This window comes from Streptomyces sp. NPDC018964 (genome assembly GCF_044390325.1).
Taxonomy (GTDB): Bacteria; Actinomycetota; Actinomycetes; order Streptomycetales; family Streptomycetaceae; genus Streptomyces.
Genome location: NZ_JBIRYZ010000005.1, coordinates 137,109 through 157,375 on the forward strand (window position 1 = coordinate 137,109; position 20,267 = coordinate 157,375).

Genomic DNA, 20,267 nt, shown 5'->3' on the forward strand with positions numbered 1-20,267 from the left:
CAGCCGGTCGAGCGACGCCCCTTCGGCGTCCCCGGTGACCCGGCTCGGGCGCCGGTGCTCCCGGACGCCGGTCACCACGGTTTTCCGCCCGCCTCGCCTGGTGACGGAGGGACACCGCGCGGACGGGCGTACGTACCGGGACGGCGTTCCGGGGTGTGAGGGCTCGTCCGCGGGCCGGCGCGACCGGGAGCGGCGCGGTGGTCAGCGGGGACCGGACGGGACGCCGGGCACCTCGACGGGACGGAGCACCGTCAGGGACTCCTCCCGGCGGGCCACCATCGCGAAGGGGAACCTGTCGACCTCCAGGCAGAGCTCGACGTCGTCCGGGTGGTATCCGCTCCGCAGCCCGGCGGCGAGATCGGCCGCGGCGCGGGAAGTCCTCGCGCGGTGGAGGTACGGGGCCGCCTCGACATCGTCTCCGGCCAGGGACCGGCCGATGTACTCGGCGCAGGCCAGGTCCTCGTCGGCCCGGCCGTCCTCGCCGGTGACCACGAACGTCACCGGGCCGGAGCCCTCGCTCCGCAGGAACCGTGCGGTCGGACCGGCCACCACGAAGCTCGCGCACAGGACCAGCGGCGCGTCGGCGACGGCCAGCGCGCCCACGGTCCCCGCCGTCGTCTTCTGCACCAGCGTGCGGCCGGTGAAATCGCGTGACCTGAGCAGGCCGGGTGAGTTCACCGCGTCGAAGCCCGCCGCCGGCGCCCCGTCCTTCAGGGCCAGCCAGCCCGGGTGCCCCTCCTTCAGGGCGAGCGCCTCGCTCTCCGTCGGGGCCAGCACGATCCTCTCGACGCCGCGCGAGAAGGCCCAGGCGGCCACGGTGAAGGCGCGCATGACGTCGATGACGACGGCGACACGGGGAACGCCGGTCAACTCCGGTATACCTACGAAGTGATGCTCCATCGCGCCATTCTGACGCCCCGGAGGTGAGCGTCGAGCCGCGGGAGGGGCGCCGTGCGGACCTGGCACGAGATACGCCGCTTCCCGCTCGCCGTTCGGCTCCCGCTGGTCAACCAGCTCGGCGTCGACACCGGTTTCCACCTCCTCATCCCCTACCTCACCGAGGACCTGGGCATGTCGGCCGTCGTCGGCGCCCTCGCCGACCTCATGTCCCAGCCGCGCCTCACCCGCGCCCTCAAGCGACGCGGGGACCGGGCCCGTTGGGTCGCGGCGGGGCTGGGCCTCGGGGTGATGGTCGCCCAGCCGTTCGTGACGGACATGGTCCCCGCCTTCGGCCGCCCCGGGCTGACCGGCACCTACTGCGGCGTCTTCCACGTCGTCTCGGGCGTCGCCGCCGCGGTCGGCAACGCCGTCGTCGGCTGGGCCGTGGACACCGGGCGGCACGGCGGCGCCGCGTGGCTGCCGTGGGTGTGCTGCGCGCCGGCCGGGCTCGCGTCCGCGCTCGGTGTCGTCCGGCTGCGCCGGCTGGAGATCACTCTCCAGTGATCGCTGTCACCCGCCTCCGTGGACAGAACACCTCACCACGCACGCCATGTGCTGGATGTTCCCGGCCCTGTTCCAGGTGGAGTGGCGCGCACGCCGGCCCAGTAGCAGCGCGGCCACGGGTTCCACCGAGTACTCGCAGTTGTCGAACACCGGCAGCAGGCGCCGGTCACGCAGCCGGCGGACCACGGCGTCCGCGACGGGCCGGCGACTGGTCACGCAGGCCGAGCGCTTCCGCGGCGGCCCGGTCAAGGAGATCCGTGTCGCGCAGCGGGGCAAGGTCAGCGGGTCTGAACTCATGGGTGAAGGACGGCGCGATGTCTGAAAGCGCCGACCGTGTCCGACCGGCACCGTCTGCCCGCCGAGCGGAACGAGCCGGGCGGACTCCGCATGGGCGTAAGCCAAGTCCGGCAACCGGTAAGCACTTTTCGGACAAACTTGAGGCCATCCGGGTGAGCAGAGACAACCCGGAGGGCGCCCACCCGCCTCTCATGGTCCGAACACCACGGCTCTGCAAGCCAGTTGGGGTCGTGCTGCTCGTCCACGTTCCATGACGCACTCGAAAGCCGGAAGCACGAGGACTGATGACCAGACTCCAGCAGGGCCGCCCCAGCCGCCTGACCCGCCCCTCCATCGCCGTCGCCGCGGCCATCGCCGTGACCGCGGGCGTCGCCGCCGCCGCGCCCGACGCGCAGACCGCGGAGCCGACGCCGAAGCTCAGCCTGATCGCCGCATCCACCTCGGTCACGCTCGACTCGTGGAAGGAGGACCCGGGGGTCTATCTCGACCTCGGGACGTACCTCACCTCCGAGAACGGCGCCTTCGAACTCAAGGTGACCCGGAAGTCCTACAAGGACCCGGTCGTCGCCCAGCAGATCCTCCGGGACGGGAAGAAGACCCGGACCAAGGCACTCCCCACCGGGCTCGTGAACGACTTCACCGGTCTGCCGGACTTCACGCAGATCACCCTCACCGACGAGGCCGGCTCGACGGTGCTGGAGAAAACCGAGACGTTCTGCCCCAACAACGCCTCCGGACGGGTCCGGCCGGACGCCCCCGCCAACTCGAAGTATCCGGAGAGCTGTCCGACGAACCCCTTCACCCTCGGTTCGGTGTGGGGTGTCGAGAACGGCTGGGCGTCCAACACCTACTCGGGGCACTACACCGAGGCGGTCCAGTTGGACGCCGGCACCTACACCGCCGAGATCAACGTGGCCAAGAAGTACCGTGATCTCTTCGGCATCGCCGACAAGCCGCAGACCGTCAAGGTGGTCGTCCGAGAGCGCAGTTGGGAAGACGAGGAGAGTGCCGGCGTCCGCAGCTCGGCGAAGACCACCGCCTCCGGGCACGGCGCCCACGCGCAGCACGACGCGCACGCGCAGCACGGCGCCCACGCGCAGCACGGGGCCGCCGCGGACACCCCGGCCCCCGGTGCCGTGACGAGCGGCGCCGGCCCCTCGTACAACGCCGGCCACGGACCCTACCCGTCGGCTCCGCCCGCCCTGCCGTGGGCGCTGAAGAGGAAGTCCCTGGGGAAGCAGGCCTTCACCGCCACCGAGGTCGGTGACGGTCCCGGGCAGACCGACGGTTCGCGGCAGGCGCCGGGCGTCCGGCCCAACGCGAAGCGGCCCGCCGGCAAGGCGTCCGTGCCCGACGTACCGAAGCCCGACCTGCGCTCGCTGCCCGCGTTCGGCATCACCGTCAGCGACGGCTACGAGGAGGTGCCCGGCAAGGACTACCTCGCCTTCAGCGCCAACGTGTGGAACGCCGGCCCGGCCAAGCTCGTCGTGGACGGCTTCCGCTCCCCGGGCGCGGAGGTGATGGACGCCTACCAGTACTTCTACGACGCCGACGGCACACAGGTCGGATACACCCCGACCGGCGGCATGGAATGGGACCCTCGTCCCGGCCACGAGCACTGGCACTTCCTGGACTTCGCCAGTTACCGGCTGCTGTCGGCCGACCAGAAGGAGACGGTGCGCAGCGGCAAGGAGGCGTTCTGCCTGGCCAACACCGACGCCGTCGACTACACGGTGAAGAACGCCGACTGGCACCCGGACAACACGGACCTGTCCACCGCGTGCGGCTACGAGAACTCCATCTCCGTCCGCGAGGTGCTCGACGTCGGCTCCGGTGACACCTACACCCAGGACCTGCCCGGCCAGTCCTTCGACATCACGGACCTGCCGAACGGCACGTACTACATCCAGGTCCTCGCCAACCCGGAGAACCGGCTCAAGGAGACCGACCACAGCAACAACAGCGCGCTGCGGGAGGTCGTCCTGGGCGGCGAGAAGGGCGCCCGTACGGTGACGGTCCCCCCGCACCACCTGGTGGACGCCAACTGACCCGCCCGTGACGGCCGGGGCGGCTCCGGCCCCAGGGACGAACCCGGAGCCGCCCCGGCCCGCCGGAACCTCCCGGCCGCGCACCCCTCCGCCCTCGCCGACGAGACCACCGGCCGGAGCACCGGCCGCCGCCCGCCCCGGTGCGGTCCGGTGGGGAGTGGCATCCACTCACACGGAGGAACGAGGTGCGCACGAGGGACGCAGCGGGTCGGGACGAGCGGTATCGCGGCAGCGAACCGGTTCGGTCAGTTGGCGGGCGGCGAGCAGTCGGGCGAGGCGCGCACCGCGACGGGTGGCGGAGAAGCGTTGCGCGAACGTCGGGGCGGGGCTTTGCGTACGTGGAGCTGGCATACCGGTCACCCTGCCGAGAGATGACGTGCCGTCAGCAGGTCCGACGCTGATACAGATCACGCTGTACCGGTTCACTCGCTGGACCGGGGTGGTTGCTGTACGTGAGCATGAGTGTGCCGAACGTGGCGCAGCGCGCTCGGCACACGGTACGGAAGCACGTGGGTTCAGGGGTCAGGGGAAGGCGGCTGCGATGGCAACGGACAACGGCGGCGGGGCGGGCGGAAACTGCGAGCCGGAGCTCTCGGACAGCTTGAAGACGTTCGGGGCGGTACTCAAGGCCCTGCGCGAGGAAGCCCGCCTGACGCAGGAGCAGTTCGCACCGCTGGTGCGGTACTCGGTCGCGTACGTCGCCAAGATCGAACAGGGCAAGCGGTTCCCGCCGCGGGACCTGCTGGACCGGTCGGAGGAGGTTCTGGGGGCGACTGCCGCACGGGTCCTGGGGGCGGCTGCGCGGAGCCTGACGCGGAAGGCGGGGCTGGCGTCGTGGTTCCGGCAGTGGGCGGGGATCGAGGAGGAGGCGATCTCGCTGTATGCGTACGAGTGCCGGGCGATTCCGGGGCTGTTGCAGCCCGAGCCGTACATCAGGGCCATCTTCGAACGGCGGCTGCCGCCTCTCTCCGAGGAACAGATCGAACGCCAGGTCGGCGCACGCCTGGAACGGCAGCAGCTTCTGACCGAACGGCCGAACACAGCTTTCAGCTTCATCATCGAGCAGGCTCTGCTTGAACGGCACATGGGCGGGCCGCAGGTGGCACGTACCCTGTTGGATCACCTACTGAAGGAAGGCTCCCGAAGGAACGTCGAGATCCAAGTGATGCCCTTGCGTCAGTACGATCACGCCGGGATCGACGGCCTGATGTACCTGGCGGAGACTCCTCAGCACGAGTGGGTGGGCTACTCCGAGGGCCAGCAGTCAAGCATTCTGATCACGTCGCCGAAAGACGTAAGCGCGATGCTCCAACGCTATGGCAAGCTGCGCTCGCAGGCTCTCGGCCGTGAAGCCACAGTAAGCCTGCTGGAGCAGATGCGAGGAGCATTATGAGTACCACTGAACTGACCTGGTTCAAGAGCAGTTACAGCGGCAGCTCTGGCGACAACTGCGTCGAGGTCGCCGTGCGAACCGAGGCGGTCCTTGTCCGCGACTCGAAGGACACCCGGAGGCGAGCACTCACCGTCTCCTGGGGTGCCTGGTCGGCGTTCACGGAGCTGGCGGCCGACTCACTCGTCTGAACTTTCCCTCTCCCACATCGAATTGGTGTTTGCGGAGCTGGTCCTCGTAGGTGACGTCGCCGCGCCGGAGACGTGTGCGAGCGCGGCGTCGAGGAGGTCGCGGAGCAGGGCCGGGGTCGGGGCGACGGCGGTGGCGAGGAGGGCCGCGTCGTCGGCGAGCGGCGCCAGTACGCAGTGTCCCCGTTCCGGGCCGCCGAGGAGGACGGGTTCCGGGAGCGGCACCGGTTCGGGGTCGACGAGGAGGAGCTGACCGGTCGCCCGGTGGCCGCCCAGTACGGCGGGGCCCTCCCACGCCGGGGCCGGGGCCCCGTAGACGGTGTGCTGGTCGAGGACCGGCCGGCCGTCGCGGCGCACGGTCAGGCGGGTGGACAGGTGGCCCGACGGTTCGGCGGTGCGTCCGAGGAGCTGCTCCTCGCGCAACAGGAGCCGGGAGGTCGCGGCGAGTTCCACCCGGTAGGTCTGGTGCAGGGTGCTGCCCCGCGTACTGATCAGCGGCCGGGGCAGCCAGTGCAGCGACGCGTGTTCGCCGACGGTGAGCCGTACGTCGTAGGTGGCGGGGTCCGTGGTGGAGCCGCGCAGGGCGATGGTGGCGGCGGACGTGGTCACCTCCAGCCGGGCGCGCGCCTCGGCGGTGACGTCGAGCGCGAGCCCGTCCCCGCCGAGCGGTGCGCTCATCGCGCCGAGCACGCAGACCCGTGCCCGCTCCCCGCGGGGCCGCAGCCGGCGCAGGTGGAAGGGGCCGTCGCTGTGCAGGAGGGGAAGTGTCGTGGTGCGGCCGTTGTGGGTGGCCCTCAGCCGGGCGGTGGCGCGGACCCCGGCGGGGTGGGCACGGGGCGTCGGAAGGTCCTCGGCCGGTGCCTGGGCGGCGGTGGCCGTCACCCGGTGGCTCCGGCGCGCCAGGCGGTGAGGCACTCGGTGACCCAGTCGGCGACCGGGCGGATGCCGTCGGCCGCGGTCAGGCTGGTGAAGGCGTACGGCAGGTCCCCCCGCTGCCTGCGGGTGTCGGCCCTCATGGTGTCCAGGTCGGCCCCCACGTACGGCGCCAGGTCGGTCTTGTTGACCACGAGGAGGTCGGCGGTGGTGATGCCGGGGCCGCCCTTGCGGGGGATGTCGTCGCCGCTGGCCACGTCGATGACGAAGACCTGGCTGTCGACGAGTCCGCGGGAGAAGGTAGCGGTGAGGTTGTCTCCCCCGGACTCGATGAGGATCAGGTCGAGCGGGCCCAGGCTCTGTTCGAGCTGCTCGACGGCTTCGAGGTTGGCGGAGATGTCGTCGCGGATGGCGGTGTGCGGGCAGGCGCCGGTCTCCACGGCGGTGATGCGCTCCGGTGGCAGTACGGCCTCGCGGCGCAGGAAGGCGGCGTCCTCCTGGGTGTAGATGTCGTTGGTGACCACGGCGAGGGACAGCCGGTCCCGCAGGGTGCGGCACAGCGCGGCCACGGTCGCGGTCTTGCCCGAGCCGACCGGCCCGCCGAAGCCGATCCGCAGGGCGCGGCGGCTGCCGTCGGGGCGCCGGGGTTCGGCACTGTGGGTGTGGCGGTGCGGCAGGGTCACGGGATGGTCCAGATGCACGGGGGCTCCAGGTCGGTGCGGTGGATACGGGTCAGGAGGCGAAGAGGCGGACGGGACGGGCGGCGTGCTGCTCGCCGGTGATGTCCAGCAGCGGAGCGGACGCGGCGGGCAGGACGGTGACGCCCTCGGCGGCCACGCGCTCCGCCGCGCCGGCCGCGGCACCGGCGACGGTGTCGCACTCGTCGGCGAGCCGTGCCAGTACCGCGGTGGCCTCGAACGGGTCGAGGCTCAGCAGGCGTACCGCCGCGGTCGCCGGGCCGCCGACGCTGTCGTAGGCGGCGGCGTGGGCGGCGTCGAGCGGGGTGAGTCCGGCGGCGCGGGCCGTGACGCCGAGGACGACCGGCTGGTGGGCGCCCTGGGGGCGGTGGCGGGCGAGGCGGTCGAGTTCGGCACTGGGCCAGGTGGCGCGGGCGGCACGCGTCAACTGCCGGCCGAGTCGGCGGGCGACGCGGCGCAGGGCCGGTGCGGGGGTGCGGGTGTCGGCGGCATCGTCCAGGGCGAGGGCGTCGTGTCCGGTGGCGGCCGCGGCGGCGAGACCGGCGGCGGTCAGTCCGGCGGTGTGCAACCGGCCGCGGCAGAACGCCTCCAGGCCGGCCGCGTCGTGGACGCTTCCGGAGGCGACGGCGGCCTCCATCCCGCCGGAGTGGGCGTGTCCGCCGGCGGGGAAGCGGCCGTCGGCCAGGAGGAGCAGGGCGGTGCGGCTCATGGCCCGCCTTCCGTATGAGGGCCGGGGCCGACCGGCCCCGGCCGGGGGTCAGAACAGGAAGTACCGCTGGGTCATGGGGAGTTCCGTCGCGTAGTTCCGTCCGACCTCCTGTCCGTCGACGGTGGTGCGGACGTCGGAGGTGGTGGCGCCGCCGATGGTGACGTCGAAGGTGTCGGGGTCGATGTCGATCTCCGGCAGCCCGTTGTTGTGCACCATGTCGGCCTTGGTGACACCCCGGGTGGAGCGGATCGCGCGCAACGGCTTGAGCAGTCCGGTCCGGGAGAGTTCGCCGTCGAGGGCGGCCTCGGCGACGAAGTTGAAGGAGTTCGCCGCCGGGGCGCGGCCCTGGAAGCCCCAGACCGGGCGCGGCAGATAGGGCTGCGGGGTGGGGATGGAGGCGTTGGCGTCGCCGATCTGGGCGTAGGCGATCTGGCCGCCCTTGATGACCATGTGGGGTTTCACGCCGAAGAACTTCGGCTCCCACAGGACCAGGTCGGCGAGTTTGCCGTCCTCGACGGAACCGACCTCGTGGTCGATGCCGTGGGTGATGGCGGGGTTGATGGTGTACTTGGCGATGTAGCGCCGGGCCCGGAAGTTGTCCGCGTCGGCGTCGTCCTCTCGCAGATGGCCGTAACGGGACTTCATGACGTGCGCGGTCTGCCAGGTCCGCAGGATCATCTCGCCGATGCGGCCCATGGCCTGGGCGTCGGAGGACATCATCGAGATGGCGCCCATGTCGTGCAGCAGGTCCTCGGCGGCCATGGTGGAGGGCCGGATCCGGGAGTCGGCGAACGCCATGTCCGCCTCGACCTCCGGGTTGAGGTGGTGGCAGACGATCATCATGTCGACGTGTTCCTTCACGGTGTTGACCGTGAAGGGCCGGGTGGGGTTGGTCGACGCGGGCAGTACGTTCGGCTTGCTCGCGAGGCTGATCATGTCGGGGGCGTGACCGCCGCCGGCGCCCTCGATGTGGAAGATGTGCAGGCCGCGGTAGTCGGCGTCGTCCTTGGTCCGGCGGTTCTTCTTGGTCGCGGCGAAGGTGTGGTGCACGAAGCCGGACTCGTTGAGGGAGTCGGCGTGCAGGGCGACCTGGACCCCGGTCTCCTCGCACACGTTCAGGGCGGCGTCGATCACCGCCGGGGTCGCGCCCCAGTCCTCGTGGATCTTGAAGCCGAGGGCGCCGGCCCTGACCTGGTCGTACAGCGCCTTCCCGGAGACGGTGCTGCCCTTGGCGAGCAGGCCGATGTTGACCGGGAAGGCGTCGAGCGCCTCGAACGTCCGCTGGATGTGCCACTTGCCGGGCGTCACGGTCGTGGCCGTGCTGCCTTCGGCGGGACCGGTGCCGCCGCCGATCAGGGTGGTCACGCCCGACGCGAGGGCCTCGTGGATCTGGCCGGGGCACAGGAAGTGCACGTGCGTGTCGACGCCGCCGGCGGTCAGGATGCGCCCCTGGCCGGAGATCACCTCCGTCTCGGGTCCCACGACGAAGGCCGACGCGCGCGGGTCGGTGTTGTCGGGCGGCGTCATGGTCTCGGGGTTGTACGCCTTGCCGATCGCCTGGATCCGGCCGTCGCGCAGTCCGACGTCGGCCTTCACCACACCCCAGTGGTCCAGGATCAGCGCCCCGGTGATCACCGTGTCCACCGGCTTGCGCTCGTGGTCGCGCGGGATGTGCGACTGCCCCATGGACTCGCGGATCACCTTGCCGCCGCCGAAGACCATCTCGTCACCGCTGCGGCCCGGCCCGCCGCTCCAGTCCGCGTCGATCCTCAGCCGGAGGTTGGTGTCGGCGAGCCGGATCCGGTCCCCGGTGGTGGGCCCGTACAGGTCGGCGTAGCGGGAGCGCGACAGCGGCTCCCAGGGCTTCGCGTCCTCGTTCTCAGTCCCGTCGGGCATCGAGGTGCTTCTCCTCTTCGCTCTTGTCGGCCTGGAGTCCCTGGACGATCCGCTCCCCCGCGATGGGCACCAGCATCACGGTGCGCGCGTCGCCGGGCTCGAACCGTTCGGAGGTGCCGGAGGCGATGTGCAGCCGCATCCCGTGGGCGTCCTCGCGGGTGAAGCGCAGCTCCTCGTTGGCCTCGGCGAAGTGGAAGTGGGAGCCCACCTGGATCGGACGGTCCGCGGGGTTGGACACCTCCAACGGCACGGGCACGGCACCCGCGTTGAACGCCACCCGGTACTCGTCCTCGTCCGGCAGCAGCTCCCGCTTCCCCGGGTGGACGTCCACCTCGGTGTCCGCCTCGTCGAACGGGTCGTGGATGGTCACCAGCTTCGTCCCGTCCGGGAACGTCGCCTCGACCTGGACGTTGGTGATCATCTCCGGTACGCCGTCCATGACCTCGTCGCGCCGCAGCACATGACGCCCGGACTCCATCACCGAGTCGACCGTCGCCCCGGCCCGCGCCTCCTCGTAGACGTGCGCCGTCAACAGCGCCATGACCTCCGGGTAGTTCAGCGGCAGCCCGCGCTCACGGCGCCGCCGGGCGACGTCCGCCGCCACGTGGACCAGCAGGCGCTCCTGCTCGTGCGGAGTCAGATGCATGCCGCCCCCTCTCCTGTTCCGTCGCTTCACCACGATCGTCGGAGAGCGGAGACCGCGACGTACGGAGAACGGCCCCGTCATGCCTGATGGAATGAAACGGAAGCACGGGTGGTGCGGAGGCGCAGCCGCAAGCACACCGTCCGCCCCTCGCCCCGATCGCGCTGCCGGCGCCGTGACCCGCGTCCGGGTGGGATCGAGCACGGCGAAGGCCACGTCCGCCATGGGCGTGAACGGCAGCGTACGCGGCTCCGCAGCCGCGTGCTCCCGGGCCGTGCGGACCGCACGGCGAACCGGCGCCGTGCTCCCGTACGGTCCTCCATGACGGACGGGTCCGGCACACGCGTCGCGTGTGCCGGACCCGTTCGTCGGATCAGCTGCCGGTCACTCCCCGGCGGCCGCCTTCTTCTTGCGCAGGAAGAACATCGCCGCGCCGCCCGCGGCCACCAGGGCCACCGCGACGCCCGCGATCACCGGGGTCGCGCTGGAGCTGCCGGTGTTGGCGAGGTCGCCCTCACCGCCGGTGGTGTCGTCGGAGGTACCGCCGGCCGGGCTCGGGGCCGAGGACGGGGTGTCCTCGCCGGTGCCCGGCGTCTCCGCGCCCGGCGTGCCCTGGGTCTTGCAGTCCAGGACGCCCTCGAAACGCTCGGAGAAGCCGTTCGGGCCGGTGATGGTGAAGTCGTAGGCCGCGTCCTCGTCGACCGGGACGGTCACCGTCTTGGTCTCGCCGGCGCCGACGGTGTGCTCGGTGCCCGCGAGTTCGAAGGTGAACGGGGTGTCGCCCTCGTTGCTCGCGGTGACGTCGACGCCGCCCTTGGCGCAGTTCTTCTCCGCCGTGACCGAGGGGATGGCGCCCTTGGTGGCCCAGTTCGCGGTCGCCTCGGCCGTGACCGTGGACTCGCTGGAGCCGGCCAGGATCTGCGTCTGGCTCTTGCTGGCACTCGCGAACGCGCGGCCGACCGGGATCTCCGTCGTGGCCTGGACCGTCAGCGAGGCCGAACCGTCGGCCGTCCCCTCGGGAACGTCGAAGTACAGCTCGCTGCCGTCACTGGCGGACGTGACGGCCTTGCCGTCCTTGTCGGTCACCTTGACGCCGGCTCCGGCGGCGTCGGCGGAAGCGGCGACGGTGACCTGGCCGGCGTCGGTGCGCACGGTCACCGGGCCGAGCTTGCCACCGGCCTTGCCGGAGACCGCGTTGGGCTCCAGCGTGAGGGAGGTCTTCGGCTCCTTCAGGTTCTGCGCCTGGCCCTCGAGCCAGTCGGCGAGCTTCTCGGCCTGCGCGTCACGGGCCTCGACCTTCGCCCCGTCCGAGAACCGCCAGATGGCCACCTGGGTGCCGGCCGCCGCCGTCTTGGGCGTGAGCCCCTCGGCACCCGCCTTCTGCGCCAGCGCCGTCAGGTCGTCGACCTGCGGGTACGAGTTCTGGAGGATCCAGAGGATCTTTCCGGCGTTCTCGTTGGCGCCGAGCGAGGTACCGGCCCAGGGGGTCTCCAGGTACGTCGCCTTGTTCTGGGTCGGGTTGTGGATGTCGATGCAGTACGTCTGCAGTCGGCCGCCGCCCTCGACGTTCATCTCGAACAGGCCGGCGGAGATGTCCTTCGTCTTGCCGTTGCCGACGTCCAGGCGGGCCGAGTCGAACGTCTTCAGCCCGTCGAGGGTGGCGACCGCACCCCCCTGGTGGTGGGCGTCCCCGTCGTCGGCGGCGGCGTTGCCCGCGCCGGCGAGAAGGCCCATGGTGAGCAGTCCGGCCGCGGCCGCTCCTGCGGCGACACGTCGTCCGGTGGTGCGCCGCCCGGTCATGGCGGACGCGGAATGAAGAGCAAACACAGATTTCCCCTCCGGCGGGACCCGCAACGGGACACGCGAGTTGTGTTCACACGTGATGCGTGGTGGAAGAGTCACGCCAGTCGTCTCAAGTGCTGGACCAGCACACGAGGATCTTATGGAGGGAAGCGTTGCGGATCTCCGTTCCCGACGCCGTACGGCCGTTCCGAAGCGGAACCGTTACGTCACGCGACCGGAGTGTCCCCATCCATCCAACCTTCACAACGCACCTGGGGAGTCTGCACACCTACTCTCCGGTAGTGGACGGCGGCGACTCCGCCACGACGGGCGCCGACGGGACACGCCGTGCGTGGAATCAGTCGCAGGACTCACGGTAGGTCAGGTGCGGGAACATCTGTCGCCACCGGTCCTCGGGGATGCTCGAGGGATAGGCCGTGCACAGGTCCTCGTAGAGGCCGTCGGTGGCGAAGTCGAGCACGTAGGTCGTCTCCGGGGTCATGCCGGTGGCGTCCTCGGCGGCGACGGCCAGCCACCGGGGGCCCCGCGGGGACGTCACCGGCGGCACGTGTACCGCGTTCGCGGTCTCCAGGGTGAGGAGTTCGGGGGTGTTCCAGCGCCCGTCCTTCCCGATGGACCAGAGACGATAGGGCAGGCTCGTCACCGCGTGACGGCCGTCGGAGGTCATGTCGATCGAACCGACCGCGCGGTCGAACAGGAGGTCGTGGCCCGTCCTTTCGGGGTGTGCCGGATCGGAGACGTCCCAGAACTCGACGCTTCCGTCGGCCAGTGTCACCGCCAACTCGTCCTTCCCCACGGGGAAGTAGCCCCCGGGTGCGGCAGGAAGCAGGCCGCCCTTGACGGGGCGCGTGGGGCTGGAAAGGTCCCAGAGCCGGATCTCGTCCCCCGGCGCCTCGGTGATGAGCAGCCGTGACGCGCCGTAGTACATGGCGTTCTCCATCGACGCCGCGTCCTCGATGCGGTCCCCCTCGCGGGGCCGGGCGGGGTCGGAGACGTCCCAGAACCTGATGTGCCGGCCGTCCTCCTTCGTCGCCAGTGCCCGTTCCCCTGCGAACCACAGGCTTCCGGTGCTCCAGAGCGGGCTGCTCGCCCTCACCTCGAGAGTGCCCCGGCGCACGGGTTCCGCCGGGTTCCGGATGTCCCACAGCGCGGTGTCGGGTTCCTCGTGCGAGCCCACCGCGAGGAGCGTGCCGTCGGGACTCACGGCGATGCTGGGGTTGTCGGCGGTGAACCGGATGCCGGACCCCTTCTTCACGGTCCCGTCCGGCTCCAACCGCCACACCTGGAGGGTGTGTTCCAGCCCTCCGGTCCAGTGGTGGGCCAGGAAGAGGTGCTTCTCGCGGCGTGTCAGGAAGAACTTCGCCTCCCATCCCCTCGGCAGGGTGTACCGGACCTTCGGCTCTTCGAGGTCGCTGACGTCCCACACCTTCGTCGTGCGGTCCCCGTCGTCGTCCTGCGTGGCGATGACCAGCTCACCGTCGGTGCTGAACGGGCTGGTGCCGGTCTGGGGAAGGACGTGGATGCCGCCCGTGAACGCCGGTGCCCAGGGCCGGTCGGGCCACACCCGTATCTCTCCGCCCACCTCGCCGACCGCCAGGTACCTGCTGTCCGGGCTGTACGCGACCGACTGGGTCGGTTCGCCCGTCGGCAGCTTCGCATCGTGTGGGGGGTCCACCAGCTCCGACACCTTCGCGGTCGCGTCGGCCCGTACGACGCCGTCGTCGCGGTCGGCTCCCGCCAGGAACCTGCCGTCCGCGCTGAAGGCCAGGGACGGAATGCCCAGGCTGTCGAAGCCCCAGGTGTCCAGGTACTCCTCCACCTCCACGCGCCGCAGGTCCTGCCCGTCGACCATCTCCCACCAGGCGATCTTCCCGTACCCACCGGTCGCGACCACCAGGTCGCGGCGGGGGTGGGCGGCCACCGCCATGACCGTCTCGGCCGGTTCCGTGTCCCGCAGCACGGGCCGGTCCGGGTCGCCGACGTCCCACAGCCGTACCTGCGCGGGCTGCCCGCTGCCCTCCTCCCCGTTGCCGTTGCCCGTGATCAGGTGGCTCCCGTCGCGCGTGAAGGCCAGGGAGATCAGGTGCGGCTCGGCGACCGTCCGCTGCGCCCGCAGCGTGGGCCGGGCCGGATCGGCCACGTTCCACAGCCGCAGCAGTCCCTTCGCGCTGCCCGCCGCGAGGGTTCGGCCGTCCTTGCTGAAGGCCAGCGTGTACGTCGTCCGGTGGGCGAGCCGCACCAGGGCGAGCCGTCTCGGCTCGTACGGGTCCGCGGTGTCCCACAGCGTCAGTTCGTCCGCCGACTGCGCGGCGAGGATCCGGGAGCGCGGGTGGAAGGCGATGACCGGACTGCTCGTCAGCTGGAACCGGCCCGCTTCGGCCGGCCTGGTCGGCGCGGACACGTCCCACAGCTGGACGCGTCCGCCGTCGGAGCCGTCGTCCCGGTGGCTCGCGGCCAGGACCTTCCCGTCGGGGCTGTAGGCGAGGTTGAGGACGGCCTCGCGATGCGGCTTCCCGGGCACGAGGTGGGTCGGTGTGATGGTCATCGAGGCCGTGTAGAGGCTGGAGCGGGTCTCGGAGGTCACCGCCGTGCGGTAGGCGGCCAGGCTCAGGCGGAGCGCGGTCTGCGGGTCCTGCTTCCGCAAGGCGTCCGCCCGAGCGGCCAGTTCCCTGGCGATCAGGCTCTTCTCCCGGCTCTCCGCCTGCCCGTTCTCATGGGCGGCCCAGCCGAAGAGGGACACCGCCACCAGGGACAGGACCGAGAGGGAGGCGATCCACGCCCGTGTGACGAGGCGCCGCCGGCGCTGCGCGTGGTCGCTCGCGGCGACGAATTCGTCCACCACCCGGGGGACGGGCACGCGGACCACGGCCGGTGCGGCCGTGCCGGCCGAGTCGTCGCCGGCCACGTGCGGGGCTTCGCGGGCCGGCCGGCCGCCCAGGGACCGCAGGACTCTCCGAGCCGGCCCCCGGACCCGCCGGCCGTCCGGGACGGGCGGGGCCTGACGAGACCCCCGGGCGTGCTCCGCGGTGAGCTTCTTCGCCTCCGCCAGGGCGTCGCCCCCGTAGAGACCGCTCGGCTTCCGTCCGGCCTCGGCCCAGCCTTCCGCCGCCGCGGTCAGCCGGCGGAGTCTCAGCAGGTCGTCCCGCACCTCGTCGATCCAGCCGCTCAGCCTCGTCCACGCGTGCAGCAGCGAATCGTGGCCGAGCTGCGCCCCGCCCTCCTCGTCGACGACGACCAGGCGGGCGTCCGCGAGCCGGCGCAGCAGGTCCTCGTTCCCGGCCGCCTCCGCCGGAGGCACCCGGCGGCGGACCAGCCGCCCCTCGCCGTCGACGACGTGGACCATGGCCAGCAGGAGGCTCCGCAGAGCCGTGCGGCCGGCGTCGTCGAGGGAGTCGTGGATCCTCTCCGCGGCCGTGGCCACCGCGCCCCGTATGCCGCCGGCGGCCGCGTATCCGGCGTACGTGAGCGTCGTCCCCCGGCGCCGCAGCCAGATCTCGGGGAGGGCGTAGGCCAGGAAGGGCAGTGCCGCGGCGTCACCCGTGGTGCGCCGCTCCTCGTTCACGTCGCGCCGCAGGAGCTGCGGCACGCCCTCCTCCCACCGCAGGCCCGCGTACTCCGCCGGGCGCACGATCGCGGCCTCGACCTCCTGGTCGTCCAGCGCGGGCACGGCGAAGTGGCCCGCCCGCACGACGGGCGCCAGACGGGGGTCGCCCAGGGCGTCGCCGTAGTAGTCGGCGCGCAGCGCCAGGACGATCCGCGGACCGGACGTCGCGCCCTCGACCCCCGCCTCGTCCGCTCCCGCGGTGAGGGCGGCGGCGAACCGCTCGCGTTCGGCGTCGTCCGAGCAGAGCGTGAAGTACTCCTCGAGCTGGTCGACGACGAGGAGACGCGGCGCCTGCCCGGCCCCGGACCCGTCCTCCGTCGCCGCGGGCCGGCTGAAGCGTCCGCGTTCCAGATCCCGTACGACGTCGGAAGGCGTCCTGCCCACCGCCGCCGCCCACTCCTCGGCGAGCCGGTGGAAGGGCCGCTCGCCCGGCGCCGGCACCAGCCGCACGGGACCGAGACCCGCCTGTTCCGCGGCCACGCCGAGCCCGGCCCGCAGCAGCGAGGACTTGCCGACCCCCGACGGTCCCACCAGGACCACCGGCTCACCGGGGCGCGCCTGTTCGACACGGCGCAGCAGTTCCCGGGTCAGCTCCTCGCGGCCGAAGAAGAGCCGGTGCTGCTCGGGGAGGAAGGGAAGGAGGCCGGGGTAGGGGCAGACGGCGTCGGGGTCCGGGGCGTCGGCCGCCCGCTGTCCGGTGTGCGGGCCCGGCAGCGGTTCGTACCGCCGGTTGACGGCGAGGGTCAGCTCGCCCATGCGCGCGGTGCCACCGCCGTACGGGCGAGCGGCGCTGCCCTGGAGCCGCTGGTCGAGCAGCCGGTAGACGCCGCCGAGCGTCAGCCGCTTCGGAGCGCCGGCGTCGCCCTCCCGCAGCAGGTCGAGCAGGTGGCCGCTGAAGAGGGTGTGCTCCGCGCCCCGCGGGGCGTACGCCAGGGCGTCGCGCATCGCCGAGGCGAGCAGGTAGCTGCCGTCGGGCCGGGCACCGGCGAACGGGTTCGCGGCGGCCGGCCGGCCGGGCTCCCGCGCGTTTCCGGCGAAACAGCAGTCGAGGATCACGACCGGGTCGGCGGCGGCGTCGCTCAGGTAGCGCTCGACCTCCGTGTAGGGGACGGAGTGCGCCGTGTCGGTCTGGGACTTGGTCCTCGCCGTCGCCAGGTAGAGCCGCCCGCCGGGTCCGCGCAGCCCGTGCCCGACGAAGTAGAGGAGGACGGTTCCGCGCTCGTACCGCTGCTCGGTGGGCTCGGCCCGGCCGATGACCGTCGCCAGCGCCTCCAGGACGTCGCTCGGCGACGCCGGATCGGTGAGGAGCGTGACCCGGTCGCCCATGCCGCACACCGTGCTCAGGGTCTCGGCCACGTCCCGCGCCGACCGGAGGGCGGACGGCAGGGCGGGCAGCAGCCGTCCCGGATGGGTGGCCGTCCCGACCACCAGCGCATGGCAGCCGGCCGCCGCCAGATCCGTTCCGGCCGGTGGAGTCGGCGCGTCCCCCGCGGCCATGGTCAGCCCGCGTCCCGTGAGGGGCCGACGCGGCCGTCGTCCCCCGCCGTGCCCCGTGTCTCCTGGACGCCTTGTGCTTCCTGCGGCCTCGGCGTTTCCCGCTCCGCCGGTGGGTGCCGGTCCTGCCGGAGCGCTGCGGCGACCTGTTCGGCCAGCTCACTGGCGCCTTCGGCGGTCAGGCCGCGCACCTTCTCCGAGGAGACCACGACCTGGGTGCCGTCCGGCAGGCTGAGGGTGACGGTCTGAGTGCCCCGGCGGCCCTGCAGCCACACCACGACGGCCGCCCCCAGGGCCGCCGTCGGACCGCCGGGAGCCAGCAGCAGCGAGACCAGCTCCCCCAGGGCACCCATGGCCCCGCTCGGCGGCGTGGCGGGAACCTCCCGGCGGACGAACGCGCGCAGATCCGGGTCCTGGCGGAGCCACGCGTAGAGATCGTCCAAAGCTCCGGCCGCGTCCTCGGCGTCGACGGCCAGTGTCACTCTCATCTCTGCTGCCCTTCAGGTGCGAACGTGATGCTGGAGTCATCAACTGTCCACTCGGAAGCACAAGTTGGCAACGTAAAAACGCGCCTCGGGGACGGCGGCGAGGGGCGTGCACCACTGCGCCGAAAAGCACCGTGAAGTCCGTTGTCCGAGCCGCGGATTACGCTGCCCGGAAGATGATCGACAGGTTGCGGTTCGTCCTCGAAGGGCCGGAACCAACCGGAAGGCCGAGGCATGGGCAAGGACGAGGTGACGGTTTCCTACGCCGAGGGCTGGGACGCCGGCGCCCACCGCGCGATCGGGCCGCTGACGCGGGCGGAGGCGGAGGAACGGGACAGGGCCGGGGACCCCTATGTGGTGCTGCACCGGGTCCCCGGGCGCGCGATCCCCGCGGAGGCCCGTCTCGTCGCCTGGCGTGACCACTTCGTCGGGCAGTGGGCCTATGACGAGTCGGGGCGACGGACCCACGACGTCGGCCTCCGGCTGCTGGAGGACGACCGCCTGTTCCTGCGACGGTACGTGGCCGGTACGCCGCACCGGAGCAGCCGGACCTGGCGCCCGACGCCTGGCGGCTCACGGTGGAACTCCTCCCCGACGGCAGGGGCAGGAAGATACTGCAAGAACGCGGTGAGAAGGGCGGGTCGTACAGTCCAAGAGCAGTTCCTTGAGGAAGGAGCTGCCGAAGTCGGCGGCGAAGGTGCGCCGGATCCGGCAGGTCATCCGCCGGTGGGGCGGCATCCGTGCCGCGATCTCGCGGGTGATGAGCGCCCGTACCCGCTACCTGCGCATGCAGCGCCCGGCCACCATGATGATCACGTCGGGTTCCGCGATCCTCAGCCTGGACGCCGTCTACGACAAGTGCATCAAGACGAAGCCGTGACCCCCCGGGACCACCGGCCCTGAGCGGTCGGCGGCCCCCGCCCCATCCGTACGACGGCCCGCTCCGGCCGGGAGGCTCCCGGCCGGAGCGGGCCTGCGGGAAGGATTTCCCATGAGTTCCCCCAGTCCCCTCCTCGTCGTTCCCACCGTCCTGTGGACCGCGGTCGCCGCCGTGGCGGTGATCACCGTGATCGTCCGGTCCGTCCGGAGCAGGCGCCGGTCCGCGGACACGGCCGGCTCTCCCGCCCCCTGGGATCCCTACGGCCCCGACTTCACCGTGGCCGTGGTGGCGGCGGCCGTCGGGTACGTCGTCGGGGCCCTGATCACGCAGCGTTTCACCGTGGGCCAGGCCGCGCTGGGCATTCTGTGGCCCACGCTCGCCGCGACGGCCCTCGCGCAGGTGGCCCGGGGGCGCCTGCGCGGGTCGGCCCCGGCGGTCACCGCGCTGTTCGCCGCCGTGGGGGCCGCACTCCTCGGCGTGCTGCCCGGCTGATCCGCGGCGGGTGTGGGCTCCGCCTCGTGACCGCGGACAGCGGACGCCGCAGGCTCCGTGTGCCCGGCGCCGTTCCGGCCCGGAGCCGTTTCCGCCCGGTGTCTCAGCGTCGCCGGGGGCGCAGCACCCCGGCGAGCAGGACGACGAGGAGTCCGGCCAGGGGTACTACGAGCAGGCCCGTGCGCAGGCCGGCCGCGTCGGCGACGAGTCCGACGACGGGCGGGGAGCACAGGAAGCCCAGGCGCATGAGCCAGGAGACGAGGGTGAGTCCCGATCCGGGCTTGAGGCCGGGCAGTTCGTCGGCCTCGTGCATCGCCGCGGGTACGAGGGTCGCCACGCCGAATCCCGCCGCGGCGAAGCCGAGGACCGTCCCCGGCACCGTGGGGACGGCCAGCGCCAGGCCCATGCCGGCCGCGGCGACGGCCCCGCCGGCGCGGGCCACCCGCCGCTGGCCGAACCGGTCCACGAGCCGGTCACCGATCAGGCGGCCGACGAACTGCGCTCCGACCAGGGCGATGAATCCGCAGGCGGCCAGTGTCACCGACGCGTCCAGGGAGTCGGCGAGGTACAGCGCGGCCCAGGAGTTGCCCGCGTCCTCGACGAGGGTGCCGGCGGTGGCGATGAGGACGAGAGCGGTGAGCACGTACCCGGTGCGCCGGGAGGCCGTCGTGTTCCGCGCCCGCCGCGGGTCGCCGTCCGCGGCGCCCCCTCCTTCCCCGGCCGGCTCGGTGTCGGGCCCGGGCAGGCAGTGGCGCAGGGCGGCACAGGCGGCGATCCCGAACACCACGCCCGAGACGAGCAGGTGCTGCCCCCGGGACAGGTCCAGGGCGACCGCGCCGGCGGCCATGGCTCCTCCGGTGACGGCACCGATGGACCAGATGGCGTGGAAGGAGTTGATGATGGAGCGTCCGTAGCGGCGCTGCACCCGCAGGCCGTGGGCGTTCTGCGCGACGTCCGTGATCGCGTCCATGGCCCCGGCCAGGAACAGCGCCGCCGCGAACACGGCCACCGAGTCGGCCAGGCCCGCGGCGAGGACTCCCGCGCCGGTCAGCAGGGTGCCGGCCACCGCGACGCGGGCCGACCCCAGCCGGCGGACGAGCACTCCCGCCGCCAGGCCCGCGGCGATGGCACCGGTCGGGAACGCCGCGACGGCGAGCCCGTAGGCGGCGTTCCCGATGCCGAGATCGGCCTTGATCTGCGGATACCGCGGCAGCAGGTTGGCGAACAGCGCCCCGTTGGTGAGGAACAGCACGGCCACGGCCGCACGGGCCCGCCGGTCGGCCCGGGTGGGCTGCTGCAGTACGTCGACAGTCATGCGGGGAGC

At 72.3% G+C, this 20,267-nt stretch carries 17 protein-coding genes; 6 read left to right on the plus strand and 11 right to left on the minus strand.

Annotated elements, in window-relative coordinates:
- Positions 1-201: 201 nt before the first annotated feature.
- Positions 202-900, minus strand: coding sequence for a 2-phosphosulfolactate phosphatase (locus tag ACH5AO_RS10435; RefSeq protein ID WP_398923835.1), 699 nt, complete (start codon positions 898-900; stop codon positions 202-204).
- Positions 901-951: 51 nt separating this feature from the next.
- Here ACH5AO_RS10435 and ACH5AO_RS10440 point away from each other — a divergent pair, with 51 nt between their 5' ends.
- Complete coding sequence (locus ACH5AO_RS10440; RefSeq protein ID WP_398923836.1) at positions 952-1,443, plus strand: hypothetical protein; 492 nt, start codon at positions 952-954, stop codon at positions 1,441-1,443.
- A gap of 6 nt (positions 1,444-1,449) precedes the next feature.
- Here the strand turns inward: ACH5AO_RS10440 and ACH5AO_RS10445 are convergent, their stop codons facing one another.
- Positions 1,450-1,659, minus strand: coding sequence for a hypothetical protein (locus tag ACH5AO_RS10445; protein WP_398923837.1), 210 nt, complete (start codon positions 1,657-1,659; stop codon positions 1,450-1,452).
- 365 nt (positions 1,660-2,024) lie between these two features.
- On the opposite strand from ACH5AO_RS10445, the gene ACH5AO_RS10450 reads away from it, so the two are divergent.
- The 3 genes from ACH5AO_RS10450 to ACH5AO_RS10460 all read left to right on the plus strand — a co-directional run bounded on the left by ACH5AO_RS10450 (position 2,025) and on the right by ACH5AO_RS10460 (position 5,369).
- Positions 2,025-3,788, plus strand: coding sequence for a lysyl oxidase family protein (locus ACH5AO_RS10450; protein ID WP_398923838.1), 1,764 nt, complete (start codon positions 2,025-2,027; stop codon positions 3,786-3,788).
- A 541-nt stretch (positions 3,789-4,329) separates the two neighbouring features.
- Positions 4,330-5,181, plus strand: a complete 852-nt coding sequence (locus tag ACH5AO_RS10455; RefSeq protein WP_398923839.1) for a helix-turn-helix domain-containing protein — start codon at positions 4,330-4,332, stop codon at positions 5,179-5,181.
- Positions 5,178-5,369, plus strand: a complete 192-nt coding sequence (locus ACH5AO_RS10460; protein WP_398923840.1) for a DUF397 domain-containing protein — start codon at positions 5,178-5,180, stop codon at positions 5,367-5,369. The genes ACH5AO_RS10455 and ACH5AO_RS10460 overlap by 4 nt, the downstream gene beginning before the upstream one ends.
- Here the strand turns inward: ACH5AO_RS10460 and ACH5AO_RS10465 are convergent.
- The 8 genes from ACH5AO_RS10465 to ACH5AO_RS10500 form a co-directional block, all read right to left on the minus strand.
- On the minus strand, positions 5,358-6,248 hold the full coding sequence (locus ACH5AO_RS10465) for an urease accessory protein UreD (protein ID WP_398923841.1): 891 nt from the start codon (positions 6,246-6,248) through the stop codon (positions 5,358-5,360). The two genes, ACH5AO_RS10460 and ACH5AO_RS10465, sit on opposite strands and share 12 nt — an antisense overlap.
- Positions 6,245-6,940 (minus strand): urease accessory protein UreG, encoded by a 696-nt coding sequence (gene ureG / locus ACH5AO_RS10470; protein WP_398923842.1) that lies wholly within the window; start codon positions 6,938-6,940, stop codon positions 6,245-6,247. Before ureG ends, ACH5AO_RS10465 begins: the two co-directional genes overlap by 4 nt.
- Positions 6,941-6,971: 31 nt before the next feature.
- Entirely contained in the window at positions 6,972-7,646 is a 675-nt protein-coding gene (locus tag ACH5AO_RS10475) for an urease accessory protein UreF (protein ID WP_398923843.1), read from the minus strand.
- Positions 7,647-7,694: 48 nt separating this feature from the next.
- A complete protein-coding gene (locus ACH5AO_RS10480) occupies positions 7,695-9,542 on the minus strand; it encodes an urease subunit alpha (RefSeq protein WP_398923844.1) in 1,848 nt (615 codons plus the stop codon).
- Positions 9,526-10,188 carry an urease subunit gamma gene (locus ACH5AO_RS10485; protein ID WP_398923845.1) on the minus strand — a complete coding sequence of 221 codons (663 nt, stop codon included), beginning with the start codon at positions 10,186-10,188 and terminating at the stop codon, positions 9,526-9,528. The genes ACH5AO_RS10480 and ACH5AO_RS10485 overlap by 17 nt, the downstream gene beginning before the upstream one ends.
- 381 nt (positions 10,189-10,569) lie before the next feature.
- Entirely contained in the window at positions 10,570-11,985 is a 1,416-nt protein-coding gene (locus ACH5AO_RS10490) for a Cys-Gln thioester bond-forming surface protein (protein WP_398924050.1), read from the minus strand.
- A gap of 340 nt (positions 11,986-12,325) precedes the next feature.
- Complete coding sequence (locus ACH5AO_RS10495) at positions 12,326-17,089, minus strand: AAA family ATPase (RefSeq protein ID WP_398923846.1); 4,764 nt, start codon at positions 17,087-17,089, stop codon at positions 12,326-12,328.
- Between the two features lie 2 nt (positions 17,090-17,091).
- Positions 17,092-17,574 carry a hypothetical protein gene (locus tag ACH5AO_RS10500; protein WP_398923847.1) on the minus strand — a complete coding sequence of 161 codons (483 nt, stop codon included), beginning with the start codon at positions 17,572-17,574 and terminating at the stop codon, positions 17,092-17,094.
- Positions 17,575-18,235: 661 nt separating this feature from the next.
- Here ACH5AO_RS10500 and ACH5AO_RS10505 point away from each other — a divergent pair.
- Together ACH5AO_RS10505 and ACH5AO_RS10510 are read left to right on the plus strand one after the other, a co-directional pair.
- The gene (locus ACH5AO_RS10505; RefSeq protein ID WP_398923848.1) at positions 18,236-18,451 is read left to right on the plus strand and encodes a hypothetical protein; all 216 of its coding nucleotides are present in this window, start codon (positions 18,236-18,238) and stop codon (positions 18,449-18,451) included.
- Between the two features lie 111 nt (positions 18,452-18,562).
- On the plus strand, positions 18,563-18,943 hold the full coding sequence (locus tag ACH5AO_RS10510) for a hypothetical protein (RefSeq protein ID WP_398923849.1): 381 nt from the start codon (positions 18,563-18,565) through the stop codon (positions 18,941-18,943).
- A 103-nt stretch (positions 18,944-19,046) separates the two neighbouring features.
- Here the strand turns inward: ACH5AO_RS10510 and ACH5AO_RS10515 are convergent, their stop codons facing one another.
- Entirely contained in the window at positions 19,047-20,258 is a 1,212-nt protein-coding gene (locus ACH5AO_RS10515) for an MFS transporter (protein WP_398923850.1), read from the minus strand.
- Between the last annotated feature and the right edge of the window lie 9 nt (positions 20,259-20,267).

What these genes read in the sequence shown, in the direction of transcription:
- ACH5AO_RS10435 (WP_398923835.1), bottom strand. Translation starts at nt 900, where the DNA reads ATGGAGCATCACTTCGTAGGTATACCGGAGTTGACCGGCGTTCCCCGT.
- ACH5AO_RS10450 (WP_398923838.1), top strand. Translation starts at nt 2,025, where the DNA reads ATGACCAGACTCCAGCAGGGCCGCCCCAGCCGCCTGACCCGCCCCTCC.
- ACH5AO_RS10455 (WP_398923839.1), top strand. Translation starts at nt 4,330, where the DNA reads ATGGCAACGGACAACGGCGGCGGGGCGGGCGGAAACTGCGAGCCGGAG.
- ACH5AO_RS10460 (WP_398923840.1), top strand. Translation starts at nt 5,178, where the DNA reads ATGAGTACCACTGAACTGACCTGGTTCAAGAGCAGTTACAGCGGCAGC.
- ACH5AO_RS10475 (WP_398923843.1), bottom strand. Translation starts at nt 7,646, where the DNA reads ATGAGCCGCACCGCCCTGCTCCTCCTGGCCGACGGCCGCTTCCCCGCC.
- ACH5AO_RS10480 (WP_398923844.1), bottom strand. Translation starts at nt 9,542, where the DNA reads ATGCCCGACGGGACTGAGAACGAGGACGCGAAGCCCTGGGAGCCGCTG.
- ACH5AO_RS10485 (WP_398923845.1), bottom strand. Translation starts at nt 10,188, where the DNA reads ATGCATCTGACTCCGCACGAGCAGGAGCGCCTGCTGGTCCACGTGGCG.
- ACH5AO_RS10490 (WP_398924050.1), bottom strand. Translation starts at nt 11,985, where the DNA reads ATGACCGGGCGGCGCACCACCGGACGACGTGTCGCCGCAGGAGCGGCC.
- ACH5AO_RS10495 (WP_398923846.1), bottom strand. Translation starts at nt 17,089, where the DNA reads ATGGCCGCGGGGGACGCGCCGACTCCACCGGCCGGAACGGATCTGGCG.
- ACH5AO_RS10500 (WP_398923847.1), bottom strand. Translation starts at nt 17,574, where the DNA reads ATGAGAGTGACACTGGCCGTCGACGCCGAGGACGCGGCCGGAGCTTTG.
- ACH5AO_RS10510 (WP_398923849.1), top strand. Translation starts at nt 18,563, where the DNA reads ATGAGTTCCCCCAGTCCCCTCCTCGTCGTTCCCACCGTCCTGTGGACC.
- ACH5AO_RS10515 (WP_398923850.1), bottom strand. Translation starts at nt 20,258, where the DNA reads ATGACTGTCGACGTACTGCAGCAGCCCACCCGGGCCGACCGGCGGGCC.